Source organism: Duganella paludis (assembly GCF_054461335.1).
Genome location: NZ_CM136922.1, coordinates 1164262 through 1179758 on the forward strand (window position 1 = coordinate 1164262; position 15497 = coordinate 1179758).

Annotated in this window: 14 protein-coding genes; 11 read left to right on the plus strand and 3 right to left on the minus strand. The window is 65.0% G+C overall.

Going from position 1 to position 15497, the window contains the following annotated elements:
• Positions 1 to 2: 2 nt before the first annotated feature.
• On the minus strand, positions 3 to 1901 hold the full coding sequence (locus ACXZ1M_RS05270) for a methyl-accepting chemotaxis protein (RefSeq protein WP_459052143.1): 1899 nt from the start codon (positions 1899 to 1901) through the stop codon (positions 3 to 5).
• A 144-nt stretch (positions 1902 to 2045) separates the two neighbouring features.
• On the opposite strand from ACXZ1M_RS05270, the gene ACXZ1M_RS05275 reads away from it, so the two are divergent.
• From ACXZ1M_RS05275 to ACXZ1M_RS05290, 4 genes are all read left to right on the plus strand, one after another.
• The gene (locus tag ACXZ1M_RS05275) at positions 2046 to 3476 is read left to right on the plus strand and encodes a sensor histidine kinase (protein ID WP_459052144.1); all 1431 of its coding nucleotides are present in this window, start codon (positions 2046 to 2048) and stop codon (positions 3474 to 3476) included.
• Positions 3466 to 4035 carry a hypothetical protein gene (locus tag ACXZ1M_RS05280; RefSeq protein ID WP_459052145.1) on the plus strand — a complete coding sequence of 190 codons (570 nt, stop codon included), beginning with the start codon at positions 3466 to 3468 and terminating at the stop codon, positions 4033 to 4035. Before ACXZ1M_RS05275 ends, ACXZ1M_RS05280 begins: the two co-directional genes overlap by 11 nt.
• A complete protein-coding gene (locus ACXZ1M_RS05285; RefSeq protein WP_459052146.1) occupies positions 4032 to 5441 on the plus strand; it encodes a sigma 54-interacting transcriptional regulator in 1410 nt (469 codons plus the stop codon). Before ACXZ1M_RS05280 ends, ACXZ1M_RS05285 begins: the two co-directional genes overlap by 4 nt.
• Positions 5442 to 5618: 177 nt before the next feature.
• Entirely contained in the window at positions 5619 to 5942 is a 324-nt protein-coding gene (locus tag ACXZ1M_RS05290; RefSeq protein WP_459052147.1) for a BON domain-containing protein, read from the plus strand.
• Positions 5943 to 6048: 106 nt separating this feature from the next.
• Here ACXZ1M_RS05290 and ACXZ1M_RS05295 read toward each other — a convergent pair whose 3' ends face one another.
• Positions 6049 to 7371, minus strand: a complete 1323-nt coding sequence (locus tag ACXZ1M_RS05295; RefSeq protein ID WP_459052148.1) for a homoserine dehydrogenase — start codon at positions 7369 to 7371, stop codon at positions 6049 to 6051.
• Between the two features lie 21 nt (positions 7372 to 7392).
• Positions 7393 to 8625, minus strand: coding sequence for a pyridoxal phosphate-dependent aminotransferase (locus ACXZ1M_RS05300; protein ID WP_459052149.1), 1233 nt, complete (start codon positions 8623 to 8625; stop codon positions 7393 to 7395).
• Between the two features lie 176 nt (positions 8626 to 8801).
• Between ACXZ1M_RS05300 and ACXZ1M_RS05305 the strand changes: the two genes are divergently transcribed.
• The 7 genes from ACXZ1M_RS05305 to ACXZ1M_RS05335 are packed head-to-tail and all read left to right on the plus strand — an operon-like array spanning position 8802 to position 15483.
• Positions 8802 to 9188, plus strand: a complete 387-nt coding sequence (locus ACXZ1M_RS05305; RefSeq protein WP_459052150.1) for an Mth938-like domain-containing protein — start codon at positions 8802 to 8804, stop codon at positions 9186 to 9188.
• A 19-nt stretch (positions 9189 to 9207) separates the two neighbouring features.
• The gene (locus tag ACXZ1M_RS05310; RefSeq protein ID WP_459052151.1) at positions 9208 to 10863 is read left to right on the plus strand and encodes a glycosyltransferase family 39 protein; all 1656 of its coding nucleotides are present in this window, start codon (positions 9208 to 9210) and stop codon (positions 10861 to 10863) included.
• Positions 10864 to 10894: 31 nt separating this feature from the next.
• Entirely contained in the window at positions 10895 to 11266 is a 372-nt protein-coding gene (locus ACXZ1M_RS05315; RefSeq protein ID WP_459052152.1) for an SMR family transporter, read from the plus strand.
• 60 nt (positions 11267 to 11326) lie between these two features.
• Complete coding sequence (locus ACXZ1M_RS05320) at positions 11327 to 12466, plus strand: DegT/DnrJ/EryC1/StrS family aminotransferase (RefSeq protein WP_459052153.1); 1140 nt, start codon at positions 11327 to 11329, stop codon at positions 12464 to 12466.
• Between the two features lie 5 nt (positions 12467 to 12471).
• The gene (locus tag ACXZ1M_RS05325; RefSeq protein WP_459053976.1) at positions 12472 to 13494 is read left to right on the plus strand and encodes a glycosyltransferase; all 1023 of its coding nucleotides are present in this window, start codon (positions 12472 to 12474) and stop codon (positions 13492 to 13494) included.
• Positions 13487 to 14446 (plus strand): formyltransferase, encoded by a 960-nt coding sequence (locus ACXZ1M_RS05330; RefSeq protein ID WP_459052154.1) that lies wholly within the window; start codon positions 13487 to 13489, stop codon positions 14444 to 14446. The genes ACXZ1M_RS05325 and ACXZ1M_RS05330 overlap by 8 nt, the downstream gene beginning before the upstream one ends.
• Positions 14443 to 15483, plus strand: coding sequence for a bifunctional UDP-4-keto-pentose/UDP-xylose synthase (locus ACXZ1M_RS05335; protein ID WP_459052155.1), 1041 nt, complete (start codon positions 14443 to 14445; stop codon positions 15481 to 15483). The genes ACXZ1M_RS05330 and ACXZ1M_RS05335 overlap by 4 nt, the downstream gene beginning before the upstream one ends.
• Positions 15484 to 15497: the final 14 nt, after the last annotated feature.

Consider the following 15497-nt stretch of genomic DNA (forward strand, 5'->3'; position numbering starts at 1 on the left):
AGCTAGGTCAGCCGGCGGCGCTGGCCGGACTCGTCCAGCTTGAACACGCTGACCACCTGCTGCAGGTTGGCCGCCTGTTCCTGCAAGGAGCCCGCCGCCGCAGCCGCCTGCTCCACTAGGGCCGCGTTCTGCTGCGTGGTGCTGTCGATATCGGTCACCGCCAGGTTGACCTGGGCGATGCCGGCGCTCTGCTCGCGGCTGGCTTCGACGATCTCGCCCATGATGCTGGTCACCTGCTGCACCGACTGCACCACCCGGCTCATGGTCGCGCCGGCCTCGTCCACCAGCACGCTGCCGGCATCCACCTTCTGCACCGAATCGCTGATCAACTCCTTGATCTCCTTGGCCGCCGCCGCCGAGCGATGCGCCAGCGTGCGCACTTCCGACGCCACCACCGCGAAACCGCGCCCCTGCTCGCCGGCCCGCGCCGCCTCCACCGCCGCATTCAAGGCCAGGATATTGGTCTGGAACGCAATGCCGTCGATCACGCCGATGATGTCGGAAATCTTGCGCGAGCTGTCCTTGATCGACTCCATGGTCTGCACCACGCGCCCGACCACGGCGCCGCCCTCCGACGCGATGCCGGCCGCCGACTGCACCAGCTGGTTGGCGTGCTGCGCGTTCTCGGCGTTCTGGGTGACGGTGGCGGTCAGCTGCTCCATGGCCGAGGCCGTCTCCTCAAGGCTGGAGGCCTGCGCCTCGGTGCGCGCCGACAAGTCCAGGTTGCCGCTGGCGATCTCGCTCGACGCCGTGGCGATGGTCTCGGTGCTGTCGCGCACCTGGCGGATGGTGCCGTTGAGCGAGGCGACAAAGCGGTTGAAGCCATCGGCCAGCGCGCCCACCTCGTCCTTGCTCTCGACCGTCATGCGGCGGCTCAGGTCGCCGTTGCCGTCGGCGATCTCGCCCAGCATCTGCGCCGCGCGCGCCACCGGCGCGGCAATCGCGGCGCTCACCAGGAACACCACGAACATACCGATGCCGCCGCCCACCAGCCCCCCCACCAGGGCCGAGATGGTCAACGAACGCGTCACATCGCCCAGCACCTCGGCTTCCGGCACTTCCGCGATCACATACATATTCAGTTCCGGCACGAACGAGGCCGCCACCAGGCGCTTGCCGTCCGGCGCCGAATAGCTGTCGCTGGCGTAGCGCTCGCCGCCCAGCAGCTTGCCCGTCAACTCGGCGTTGAAGCCCGGCAGATCCTTCATATTGTGCTTGCCGTCGGCCAGCGCGGTGTCGCGGTGGATGATCAGCACGCCGTTCGGCCGCACCAGGTAGACGAAGCCGGACTTGCCGACCTTGTAGCTGCGGATGGTCTCGGCCAGCTTGTCGACCGCCAAGCCCAGACTGCTGGTGCCGGTCTTGCCGTCGCCGGCGTCGAAGCGGACGTTGACGAACACGCTGTAGGTCTCGTAACCCTTTTCCTTGTCCAGGTTCAGCGTATATGGCTTGCCGGACGCCAGGAAGCCGTAGAACCACTGGTCGCCGGCCGCGCCCTGGTCCAGCGTGCGGCGGTAGCCGTTGTGGTCGTAATACTTGCCGGTGCTGGCCGACACCCACGACACCGTGGCCGCGCCGGTCATCTTGCGCATATTGTTGCCGAAGGCTTTCCACGCCTCCACGCCCTCGTCCGGCAGGCCGTCCCGTTCCCACTTCAGCAGGAAGGTGTTGGCGGCGATGGCGCGCGCGGTGGCCAGCGGCACGCTGATCTGGCGCTGGATGTCGTTGCGGATCTCGCCCACCTCGGCCGGCAACTCCTGCGTGATGACGCGCTCGCGGATGGTATTGCCGGTCATCACCACGCTCAAGGTGGCGGAAATGGCCAGGAACAGCAGCAGGCAGAACGCCATGCTCAGCATCAGTTTGTTGCGGATGGACAGGCTACGCAAAAAATTCGGCATGGATTCCTCTGGTTGAATGACAGGCGGATCAATCCAGCGTAATCGAACCACGTAGCAAAATGCAACTAATTCGCGCCAATCGAACAGGCGACTGCGGCTGTTTGGCCATATTATTCAGTCAATATAGCCACTTCTCCTACTACGATGCTCTCGAAACTCTCGTTTCGCCAGCTGCTGTTGGGCGTCTTTTTGCTGATCGCCTTGCTGTTGAGCGCCGCCTCGCTGCATGCCCTGTGGACCCTGGACCGCCTGGCCGCCCACAGTCGCGACAGCGGACGCCACGCGCTGGCGCTGACCGAAAATACCCAGCAACTGGCCGAACGCAGCGTCGCCATGACGCGCAGCGCACGCCAGTACCTGGTGCTCAACGACCCGGCCTTCCGCCTGCGCTACGCCGACGCCTGGCGCGACGCCCAGCTGGCGCTCGACGCCATGGCCGCCGCCTTGCCGCACACCCAGGACGCGCTGTTCGCGCGCTGGCGCCAGTCCGGCGAACAGGCCTGGGACATCCTGCAAACGCCGCCGCGCCCGCTCGCCACGCGCGGCGCCCGCCAGCAGGCGCTGGAACGCGTGCTGGCGCCGCTGCCCGACGTCAACGACCAGCTGGCCGACGAGGTCAAGCAGGAAGTGGAACGCCGCAACAGCGTCCTGCTCGCCGAGCTCGACCAACGGCGCGCCGTGCTCAAGGCGCAGGTGATCGCCTCCATCCTGCTGGCCGCCGCGCTGGCCTCCGGCTTCGGCCTGTGGCTGTCGCGGCCGCTGGCGCAGATCGAGCAAGCCATCGACACCCTGGGCGAAAGCCGCTACGACCAGGTCATCGCGGTGCGCGGTCCCAGCGACCTGCAGCGCGTGGGCCAGCAACTGAACTGGCTGCGCCAACGCCTGGCCGATCTGGAGGCCGACAAGGCGCGCTTCCTGCGCCACATCTCGCACGAACTGAAGACGCCGCTGGCGGCCCTGCGCGAAGGCGTGGCCCTGCTGGAGGACGGCGTGGCCGGCGCGCTCTCGCCCGACCAGCGCGAAATCGCCGGCATCCTCAACCAGAACACCGTGGCGCTGCAGTCGCAGATCGAAGCGCTGCTGCGCTACAACGCCGCCACCTTCGACGCCCAGCACCTGCACCGCCAGCCGGTCGACATGGCGGCCCTGCTGGCGCAATGCATCGACGGCCAGCGCCTGCAATGGCAGGCCGCGCGCCTGACCGTGGTGTGCGAAGGCAAGGCCCGCCCCATCGCCGCCGACGCCGACAAGCTGGCGACGGCGGTCGGCAACCTGCTGTCGAACGCCGTGCGCTTCAGCCCACCGGGCGGCCTGGTCAGCTTCCGCCTGGGAGAACGCAACGACAAGCTGCTGCTCGACTGCGTCGACCAGGGCCCCGGCGTGGCGCCGGACGACGCCGGCCACATCTTCGAACCGTTCTACCAAGGCCGGCGCCAGCCCGCCGGCGCGCGGCGCGGCAGCGGCATCGGCCTGTCCATCGTGCAGGAATACGTGGCCGCCCATGGCGGCGTTCTCAAACTACTGTCCACCGAACGCGGCGCCCATTTCCACATCGAACTGCCTTATGAACACTAAGCTCGCCTCCCTCCTGCTGGTCTGCCTGTCGCTGGCCGCCTGCACCCTGAACTCGCCGATCCCGGACGGGCCGGCGACGGCGCCGGCGCCACCGCCGCCGCCCGTGGTGGAGGTGCAGGCGCCGCCACCGCCGCCGCCCGACGAAGTCGGCCCCCTGCTCGGCTATCACCAGGCGCTGCGGCGCATGAGCCAGGGCGAGCTGCTCAAGGAACTCAGCGGCCTCGGCCTGCAGCAGCGCAGCCCGCGCGTGGCGCTGCAGATGGGCATGGCGCTGATGCTCACGCGCGGCGGCGGCGACCTGGCGCGCGCGCAAGCCCTGCTCGACAGCGTCGGCACCTCGGCCGAGGTCGAGGCCGCGCCGTTCCGGCCGCTCGCGCAGCTGCTGTCGAGCCAGTGCGCGGAAATGCGCCGCCTGTACGACCACGCCGACCGCCTGGCCGTGCAACAGAAGGACAGCCAGCGCCGCATCGAACAACTGAACGAGATGCTCGAAGGCCTGAAAGCCATCGAGCGCACCCTGCCGGTCCGCCCGGCGTCCGGACCACAGGTGAACAAATGAGCACGCCAACCACGCCACAAGGCCAGGGCGCCCACCTGCTGCTGGTGGACGATGATGACGACCTGCTGCGCCTGCTGTCCATGCGGCTGACCGCCAACGGCTACCGCGTCACCGCCGTCGGCAGCGCCGAGGCCGCGCTCACGCGGCTGTCGATGGAGCTGCCACGTCTGGTGATCAGCGACATCCGCCTGCCCGAGCGCGACGGCATGTGGCTGTTCCAGGAAATCCGCCGCAGCTACCCGGCGCTGCCGGTGATCCTGCTGACCGCGCACGGCACCATCCCGGACGCGGTGGAAGCCACCACGCTGGGCGCCTACGCCTACCTGACCAAGCCGTTCGAGGCCAAGGCCCTGCTGGAACGCATCGCTCAGGCCCTGAGTCTGGCCGCGCCGGCCGCGCGCGCCGACGAAGGCGACCAGGACTGGCGCTCCGCCATCATCAGCCGCAGCCAGTGCATGGACGAGCTGCTGGCCGAAGCGCGCCTGGTGGCGGCCTCCGACGCCAGCATCCTGATCCGCGGCGAAAGCGGCACCGGCAAGGAATTGCTGGCGCAGGCCATCCACCGCGCCAGCCGCCGCGCCGAGGCGCCCTTCATCGCCGTCAACTGCGGCGCGATTCCGGAAGCGCTGCTGGAGTCGGAACTGTTCGGCCACGTCAAGGGCGCCTACACCGGCGCGGTGGCCGCGCGCGAAGGCCTGCTGCAGGCGGCCGACGGCGGCACCCTGTTCCTCGACGAGATCGGCGACATGCCGCTGCTGCTGCAGGTCAAACTGCTGCGCGTGCTGCAGGAGCGCGTGGTGCGCCAACTCGGCTCGGACGTGGCGCGGCCGGTGGACGTGCGCGTCCTGTCGGCCACCCACCGCGACCTCGATGCCGCCATGCTGGAAGGCCAGTTCCGCGAGGATTTGTATTACCGCCTGAACGTCATCACGCTGACCCTGCCGCCGCTGGCGCAGCGGCGCGAGGACATCGCGCCCATGGCCACCCAGTTCCTGCACGCGCTGGCGGCCAAGTACGGCAAGACTGTGCGCGGCTTCGCGCCCGATGCGCTGGAGGCGCTGACCACCTCGGCCTGGCCCGGCAATGTGCGCCAGTTGTACAACGTCATCGAGCACGTCTGCGCGCTGGCGACGGCGCCGCTGGTGCCCTTGTCGCTGGTACAACGGGCGCTGCGCGTGCCCTCGCTGGAGGTGCTCAGCTACACCGAGGCGCGCCAGCGTTTCGAGCGCAATTACTTGGTACAGCTACTGAAACTCACGGATGGCAACGTGGCCGACGCCGCCCGCCTGGCCGAACGCAACCGTACGGAATTCTATCGCCTGCTGCAAAAGCACGAGCTGGACGCCAGCTTGTTCCGGGGCGATGTCGCCATCGAGCGACAGGAAGATCCCCTTAAAAATCAATGACTTGGCCTGGGGAGGCAGGTGGTTGTCGCCATTCCCCGACAAATTCTATGGTTTCCCATTAGAAAATATTTAGTAAGTCATTGATTTAAAAGGAAATTCATAGCTGGCACAGGGCTTGCAAAGGATAGGACAACGTCACTGACGTTTTATCCTCAAACTCGATAAAGGAAGCAAATCATGATGACCACGAAACTGATCGCCCGCCTGATGGTAGCCACCGCCCTGACCGCCGCCGCCGCAACCGGCGCTTACGCACAGCAGGAAGGCGCACTGGCCGGCGCAGCCAAAACCGGCACCGCGACCAATGACGAGGCGATCACCAGCAAGATCAAGGCATCGCTGGCCGATCAGAAACAAATCGGCGTGACCACTGCTGACGGCGTCGTGACGCTGAGCGGCGCGGTCGCCAGCACCGAAGTCGGCACCAAGGCGATCCAGGTGGCATCGGCTGTGCCGGGTGTGAAGGAAGTGAAGAGCGAACTGACCGTCGCAACGAAGTAAGCAGTACCGTAGCAAGCTAGTACCGCAGTACCGGGCACATTGGAGTGCTGCCCGTATCTCTTTTCAACCGGGCCGTGTGCGTAGACACAGCCCGGCTTTTTTTCGTCTAGCTCAGGTTTTCCAGACGGATCTTGGTGACGCTGCCGCACACCGTCGACAGGCCTTCCATCTTGGCGATGGCGGCGGTGACGTTCTTCTCCTGCGTCTGGTGCGTCAGGAAGATGATGTCGGTGCGGGTCTCGCCTTCGGCCGGCTCCTTCTGCAGCATGGCGTCGATCGAAATGCCGGCGTCGGCCAGGATGCGCGTCAGATCGGCCAGCACGCCCGGCTGGTCGCTGACGTTCATGCGCAGGTAGTAGCTGGTGGTGATTTCCGACATCGGCAGAATCTCGATGTTGCTCATCGCGTTGGGCTGGAACGCCAGGTGCGGCACGCGGTGGCCCGGATCGGCCGTGGCCAGGCGCGTGATGTCGACCAGGTCGGCGATCACGGCCGAGGCGGTCGGCTCCGAGCCGGCGCCCTTGCCGTAGTACAGCGTGGCGCCGACGGCGTCGCCCTGCACCAGCACCGCGTTCATCGCCCCTTCCACATTGGCGATCAGGCGCTTGGACGGGATCAGGGTCGGGTGCACGCGCAGCTCCACGCCTTCCTTGCCGTTGACCGTGGCGCGCTTGGCGATGCCCAGCAGCTTGATGCGGTAGCCCAGCTGCTCGGCGTACTTGATGTCCACCGCGTTCAGCTTGGAAATGCCTTCCACGTGCGCCTTGTCGAACTGCACCGGAATGCCGAAGGCGATGGCCGACATGATGGTGGCCTTGTGCGCCGCGTCCACGCCTTCGATGTCGAAGGTCGGGTCGGCTTCCGCGTAGCCCAGTTCCTGCGCCTGTTTCAGCACGGTGCCGAAGTCCAGGCCCTTGTCACGCATCTCGGACAGGATGAAGTTGGTGGTGCCGTTGATGATGCCGGCCAGCCACTCGATGCGGTTGGCGGTCAGGCCTTCGCGCAGCGCCTTGATGATCGGGATGCCGCCGGCCACCGCCGCTTCGAACGCCACCATCACGCCCTTGGCGTGCGCCGCCGCGAAGATTTCATTGCCGTGCACGGCCAGCAGCGCCTTGTTGGCGGTGACCACGTGCTTGCCGTTGGCGATGGCTTGCAACACCAGCTCGCGCGCCTGCTCGTAGCCGCCGATCAGCTCGACGACGATGTCGATTTCAGGATCGTTGACGATGTCGAACGGGCTGGCCACCACCTTGACCTTGCCGCCGGTGCGCTGCTGCGCGCGCTCCAGGTTGCGCGCCGAGACGGCCACCACTTCGATGCCGCGACCGGCACGGCGGCGGATTTCTTCCTGGTTGCGTTCCAGTACATCGAACGTTCCACCGCCGACATTGCCGACGCCTAACAGGCCTACTTTGATTGGTTTCATATTTATTTCCAGAGATCTGACTTAGAAGCTGGCGCCGTGGCGCTTGCGGTAGCTTTCCATGAATTTGGCCATGCGGCCGAAAGCGTCCACCATATCGTCCGAGTTCGGCAGGAACACGACGCGGAAGTGATCCGGCGCAATCCAGTTGAAGCCGCTGCCCTGGACGATCAGCACTTTGGTTTCGGCCAGCAGCTCGTAGGCGAACTGCTGGTCGTCCGCGATCGGATAGATCTTCGGATCGAGGCGCGGGAACATGTACAGCGCCGCTTTCGGCTTGACGCAAGTGACGCCCGGTATCTCGGTCAACAACTTGTAAGCCAGATCGCGTTGCTTCAACAGGCGCCCGCCCGGGCCCACCAGGTCGTCGATGGACTGGTAGCCGCCGAGCGCGGTCTGGATCGCAAACTGCCCCGGTGCGTTGGCGCACAAGCGCATCGAGGCCAGCATGTTGAGGCCCTCGATGTAGTCTTTGGCGTGCGATTTCTCGCCCGAGACCACCATCCAGCCGGAACGGTAGCCGCAGGCGCGGTAATTTTTCGACAGGCCGTTGAAGGTCACGAACAGCAGGTCGTCCGCCAGCGAGGCGATCGACACGTGCTGGGCCTCGTCGTACAGCACCTTGTCGTAGATTTCATCGGCGTAGATGATCAGGTCATGCTCGCGCGCCAGTTCGATGATCTGCAGCAGCAGCTCGACCGGATACAGCGCGCCGGTCGGATTGTTAGGATTGATGACCACGATCGCGCGCGTGTTCGGCGTGATCTTGCGGCGCATGTCCTCGATGTCCGGGAACCACTCCTGCTGCTCGTCGCAGATGTAGTGCACCGGCTTGCCGCCCGACAGCGACACGGCGGCGGTCCACAGCGGATAGTCGGGCGCCGGCACCAGCACCTCGTCGCCGTTGTTGAGCAGCGCGTTCATCGACATCACGATCAGCTCGGACGCGCCGTTGCCGAGGTAGATATCGTCGATGGTCACGCCACGGATATTCTTGCCCTGGGTGTAATGCATCACCGCCTTGCGCGGCGCGAACATGCCCTTGGAATCGGTATAGCCGGCCGCATTGGACAGGTTGACCTTCATATCATGGACGATCTCGTCCGGCGGATCGAAGCCGAAGACGGCCAGATTACCGATGTTGAGCTTGGTGATCTTGTGGCCTTCTTCCTCCATTTGCCGGGCTTTTTCAGGTACCGGGCCGCGGATCTCGTAGCAGACTTCCGCCAGTTTGTTCGATTTTTGAATCGGTCGCAAAATAAAATCCTGTTTATGTAAGGCAAACTTCCCTGACCTGCCAAAACCGCCGGCGCCGGCCCGTGCTGCAATGCGAAAAGAACCATTCTGCCGAAAGGCCCTGATTTAATCAACCTTTCATCCTTAAAACGCTACAATGATGCTTCTAATGCTGTCTAAAATCCGCGATTTCAACTATGAAGCTCCACCAAAGCGATACCCAAAAATACCAGACCGTCACCGGCTACGATGAAACCGGCGTCGAAATCAACGCCGAGCGCTACAACTACAGCCTGATCGTGCTGCCCGAATCGCCGCCGCGCGCATGGAATGCGCCGACCTTTGAATCTATTACCGCAGAGCATTTCGCGCTGATCGGCCAGGACGACCCGGACGTGGTCATCCTCGGCACCGGCGCGCGCCAGCGCTTCATCCACCCACGCCTGACCGCCGCGCTGACGATGCGCCGCATCGGCGTCGAATGCATGGACAGCCAGGCCGCCTGCCGCACTTACAACATCCTGATGGGAGAAGGCCGCAAGGTCACCCTGGCCCTGGTGATCGACGCCAGCGAAGCACAATAAAAGCCCAAAAAAGCGCCTGATGAACGATTTGTACAATTCGAAGCGATTCCTGTGGTCGCTGGGGGCGCTGTTCGCCTTGGTCTGGCTGTACGTGCTGGACCTGCGCAGCCTGGTGCCGCCCGATGAAGGCCGCTACGCCGAAATGGCGCGCGAGATGTGGATCAGCGGCGACTGGATCACCACCCGCCTGAACGGCATCAAATACTTCGAAAAACCGCCGCTGCAAACCTGGATGAACGCCCTGTCCTTCGGCGCCTTCGGCCTGGGCGAATGGCAGGCGCGCCTGTGGACCGGCCTGTGCGGCCTGGGCGGCGTGCTGTTCACCGGCTATGCCGCGCACCGCGTGTTCGGCGCGCGCGCCGGCTTTTACGCCGCGCTGGTGCTCGGTTCCAGCCTGTTCTGGGTGGCCTCGGGCCAGGTCAATTCGCTCGACATGGGCCTGTCGGGCATGATAACCATGGCGCTGGGCGCGCTGCTGATCGCCCAGCGCGACGACGCCAGCGCGAGCGCACGGCGCAACTGGATGCTGCTGTGCTGGGCCGGCATGGCGCTGGCGGTGCTGGCCAAGGGCCTGATCGGCGTGGTGCTGCCGGGCGCGGTGCTGGTGTTGTACAGCCTGCTGGCGCGCGACCTCGGCATCTGGCAGCGCCTGCACCTGGGCAAAGGACTGCTGCTGCTGTTCGCCATCGCCGCGCCGTGGTTCGTGCTGGTGGCGCTGAAAAACCCGGAGCAGCCCTACTTCTTCTTTATCCACGAACACTGGGAACGCTTCGTCCTCAAGACCCACCACCGCGAAGGCGCCTGGTACTACTTCCTGGTGCTGCTGGCGCCCGGCGTGCTGCCGTGGCTGGGCGTGTTGCCGCAGGCGCTGTGGCGCGGGGCGCGCCGCGCGCCGGGCGTGTTCCAGCCCCGCCTGCTGCTGCTGACCTGGGCCGTATTCATCACCTTGTTCTTCAGCGTCTCCAGCTCCAAGCTGCCCGGCTATATTGTGCCGGTGTTCCCGGCGCTGGCGATCCTGATCGCCGTGCACCTGGAAAACGCTTCGCGCATGCAACGCATGCTGGCCGCCGGCGTGCTGATCCTGGTGGGCGTGGCCGGCATGGCCGCGCTGCCGCACATGATCGAGACGGCGGTCAGCCATCCCGAAGAACGGGCGCTGCTGGAAGCGTTCCAGCCGTGGGTGCTGACGGCCGCCATCGTGGCCGCGGCCGGCGGCGCGCTGGCCATCCTGCATGCGCGCTACCTGCGCCGCGACCTCAGCGTGCTGTCGCTGGCGGTGGCCGGCTTCCTCGCGGTGCAAATCATCCTGGCCGGTTTCGAGCCCTACGGCGATATGCGTTCCGGCAAGACGGTGGTGCAAAAGATCTTGCCCCACCTTAAACCCGACACGCGCATCTATTCGGTCTTCACGTACGAGCAATCGATGACCTACTACCTGAACCGCGAAGTCACCCTGGTCGAATACTGGGACGAATTCACCTTCGGCCTGCGCCAGGAACCGGAGAAGTCGCTGCCGTTCCAGGGCTTCGTCGAGCAATGGGCCTATCTGACGGCGCAGCAGACCAAGGCGGTGGCCATCGTCGGCGACCAGACCTACGAAGTACTCAAAGCCCGCGGCCTGTCGGTGCACGTGCTGTCGCAAGACCCGCGCCGCATCGTCATTACCAATCTGTAATGAACAAATCTGCAATGAACCAGACCAAACCATGAATCTAGCCACTTTTCTCTTCATCGTCACCGGCGTGCTGCTCAACGCGGTGGCGCAATTGCTGCTCAAGGCCGGCGCCCGCAACGTCGGTGAAATCCACCTGACCTTGAACAATCTGTTCAGCGTCGCCTGGCGCGTCGGCACGCAGCTGCCCATTATTGGCGGGCTGGCCTGCTATGTGCTGTCGGTGGTGCTGTGGATCATCGCGCTGTCGCGGGTCGATGTGTCGATCGCCTATCCCATGTTGTCGCTGGGCTACGTCGTCACCGCCTTCGGCGCCTGGTACCTGTTCGGCGAAGCGCTGTCGATGCAACGCCTGCTGGCCATCTTCGTCATCCTGGTCGGCGTCGCATGGCTGGCGCGTACCTGACGAACGCTTTAGAATTGCGACCTGACATATCCTATAAAAAACACTAGCGAGTACTCATCCATGTCGTCCGACCTGCCCTTCCTGCCTTTCTCCAAGCCTTCCATCGATGAAGCCACGATCGCCGCCGTCGGCGAGGTGCTGCGCTCGGGCTGGATCACCAGCGGCCCCAAGGTGGCGGCCTTCGAGGCGCAGATGTCGGAATATTTCGGCGGCCGTCCGGTGCGCACCTTCAATTCCGGCACCTGCACCATGGAGATCGCGCTGCGCATCGCCGGCATCGGTCCCGGCGATGAAGTCATCACCACGCCGGTGTCGTGGGTGGCCACCGCCAACGTCATCATCGAAGTCGGCGCCACGCCGGTGTTTGCCGACATCGATCCGCTGACCCGCAACCTCGACCTGGACAAGCTGGAAGCGGCCATCACGCCGCGCACCCGCGCCATCATCCCGGTCTACCTGTCCGGCCTGCCGCTCGACATGGACCGCCTGTACGCCATCGCCGACAAGCACAATCTGCGCGTGGTGGAAGATGCGGCCCAAGCCTTCGGCTCGGAATGGAAGGGCCGGCGCATCGGCGCCTTCGGCGACTTCGTCTCGTTCAGCTTCCAGGCCAACAAGAACATCACCACCGGCGAAGGCGGCGCGCTGGTGCTGAACAACCAGGAAGAAGCCAAGCTGGCCGAAAAGTACCGCCTGCAGGGCGTGACCCGCAGCGGCGTGGACGGCATCGACGTCGACGTCCTGGGCGGCAAATACAATATGAGCGACATCATGGCCGCCATCGGCCTGGGCCAGTTCGCCAACATCGACAACATCACCGCGCACCGCCGCGCGCTGGCACGCCGCTACTACGAGGCCTTCGGTCCCGACTTCGAAGCGCAGTCCGGCGCCCAGCTGCCGCTGCAGGCCTTCGACAGCAGCAACTACCACCTGTTCCAGATCGTCCTGCCCGACCATGGTCCCGGCACCCGCGCCGATTTCATGCGCGCCATGCAGGAGCGCTTCAACATCGGCACCGGCTACCACTACGCGCCGATCCATCTGTTCACCATGTACCGCGAGCGCGGCTTCAAGGAGGGCATGTTCCCGGTGGCCGAAAAAGTCGGCCGCCTGACCGTCACCCTGCCGATGTTCTACGCCATGACCTTCGCCGACGTCGAGCGCGCGGTGGCCGCCGTGAAAGCGATCCTGATCAAATGAGCGCGATGCTGAACCTGCCGGCCACCGGCGCGGCGCCGGAAATCTCGGTGGTGATCCCGATCTACAACGAGCAGGCCGGCCTGGCCGCGCTGTTCGCGCGCCTGTATCCGGCGCTCGACCAGCTCGGTGCCTCATACGAGATCGTGTTCGTCAACGACGGCAGCCGCGACAACTCGGTGTCGATCCTGGCCGAACAGTTCCGCGCCCGTCCCGACGTCACGCGCGTGGTGCTTTTCAACGGCAACTATGGCCAGCACATGGCGATCCTGGCCGGCTTTGAAGCGTCGCGCGGCGACATCATGATCACACTCGACGCCGACCTGCAAAACCCGCCGGAAGAAATCGGCAAGCTGGTGGCCAGGATGCGCGAAGGCTACGACTACGTCGGCTCGATCCGCCGCAAGCGCCAGGACAGCGCCTGGCGCACCTACGCCTCCAAGGCCATGAATCGGCTGCGCGAACGCATCACCAACATCAAGATCACCGACCAGGGCAATATGCTGCGCGCCTACGGCCGCAACGTGGTGGACCTGATGAACCAGTGCGCCGAGGTCAACACCTTCGTGCCGGCGCTGGCCTACCGCTTCGCCCGCAACCCGACCGAGATCGTGGTCGAGCATGAAGAACGCGCGGCCGGCGAATCGAAGTATTCGCTGTACAGCCTGATCCGCCTGAACTTCGACCTGGTCACCGGCTTCTCGCTGGTGCCGTTGCAGTTCTATTCCATGCTGGGCATGCTGATGTCGCTGGTGTCGGCCGTTCTGGTGCTGACGCTGCTGGGACGCCGCCTGTTCCTCGGCGCCGAAGCGGAAGGCGTGTTCACGCTGTTTGCGATTTCCTTCTTCTTCATGGGCGTCATCCTGTTCGGCATCGGCCTGCTGGGCGAGTACGTCGGCCGCATTTTCCAGCAGGTGCGCGCCCGCCCGCGCTACGTGGTGCAAACGATTTTGCAGCAACACCAACCTGACGCAGCCGACGAGCTGCCTGCCATGGTGGAAAAACGCACGGTGGGCCGTCCGCATGAATGATCACAACAACGCACTGGACGCGCGCCCGCGCGCGGTGGTGTTCGCCTATCACAACGTTGGCGTGCGCTGCCTCAAGGTCCTGCTGGCCGGCGGCGTCGACGTCGCGCTGGTGGTCACGCATGAAGACAGCGCCGGCGAGAACATCTGGTTCGAATCGGTGATCTCGCTGTGCCAGGCCGAAGGCATTCCCTACCTGACGCCGGCCGACGCCAGATCGCCGGAACTGCTGGCGCAGGTGCAGGCCGCAAAGCCGGACCTGATGTTCAGCTTCTACTACCGCCACATGCTGCCGGCCGAGCTGCTGGCGGTGGCGCCGGCCTACAATATGCACGGCTCGCTGCTGCCGGAATTCCGCGGCCGCGCGCCGGTCAACTGGGCGGTGCTGCACGGCGCCACCGTCACCGGCGCCTCGCTGCACGAGATGACCGTCAAGCCCGACGCCGGCGCCATCGTGACGCAGATGGAAGTGCCGATCCTGCCGGACGACACCGCGCACGAGGTGTTCGGCAAGGTGCAGGTGGCGGCCGAGCAGGCGCTGTGGCGCGTACTGCCGTCGCTGCTGGACGGCACGGCGCCGCGCCTGCACAACGACCTGCGCCAGGGCGGCTACTTCGGCGGCCGCAAGCCCGAAGACGGCCGCGTCGACTGGAGCCAGCCGGCGCAGCAGGTCTACAATCTGCACCGCGCGGTGGCCCCGCCCTATCCGGGCGCCTTTACCGATATCGGCGGCGTGCGCTACGTGATCGAGCGCGCGCGCCTGGCGGCCAACCTGGTCGGCATCGGCCTGCCGCCCGGCTTGGCCGTGGTGGACGACGGCATTTTCGGCGTCTGCGGCGACGGCCGCATGCTGACGATTTTATCGCTGACGGCTGACGGCCACGCCATCACCGCAGCACAGTTGCAAGCCCGCCTGGCTGCGGCCGCATTAACATCACCGGAAAACACACAATGAAAAAAGTCCTCATCCTTGGCGTCAATGGCTTCATCGGCCACCACCTGTCGAAGCGCATCCTGGAGACCACCGACTGGCACGTGTACGGCATGGACATGAGCACCGACCGCATCCCGGACCTGCTCGCCCACCCGCGCATGCACTTCTTCGAAGGCGACATCACCATCAACAAGGAATGGGTGGAGTACCACGTCAAGAAGTGCGACGTGATTCTGCCGCTGGTCGCCATCGCGACGCCATCCACCTATGTAACCGCGCCGCTGCGCGTGTTCGAGCTGGACTTCGAAGCCAACCTGCCGATCGTGCGTTCGGCCGCCAAGTACGGCAAGCATCTGGTGTTCCCATCGACTTCGGAAGTGTATGGCATGTGCCATGACGAGGAATTTGATCCGGAGAATTCGGAGCTGATCTGCGGCCCGATCAACAAGCCGCGCTGGATTTATTCGAACGCCAAGCAGCTGATGGACCGCGTGATCTGGGGCTACGGCATGGAAGGCTTGAACTTCACGCTGTTCCGTCCGTTCAACTGGATCGGCGCCGGCCTCGATTCGATCCACACGCCGAAGGAAGGTTCCTCGCGCGTGGTGACGCAGTTCTTCGGCCACATCGTGCGCGGCGAGAACATCTCGCTGGTGGACGGCGGCTCGCAGAAGCGCGCCTTCACCGACATCGACGACGGTATCGATGCGCTGATGAAGATCATCGCCAACAAGGACGGCGCGGCCAGCGGCAAGATCTACAACATCGGCAACCCGGTCAACAATTATTCGATCCGCGAACTGGCCGGCATGATGCTGGAACTGGCGCACGACTATCCTGAATACGCGGCCGGCGCGGCCCAGGTCAAGATCGTCGACACTACCGCCGGCGCCTACTACGGCGCCGGCTATCAGGACGTGCAGAACCGCGTGCCGAAAATCACCAACACCTGCGAAGAGCTGGACTGGAAACCGTCCACCACCATGGCCGACGCGCTGAAGAAAATCTTCGACGCCTACCGTGGCCAGGTCGCCGCCGCCCAAGCCCTGATGGACTAAGCCGTGACGGACAA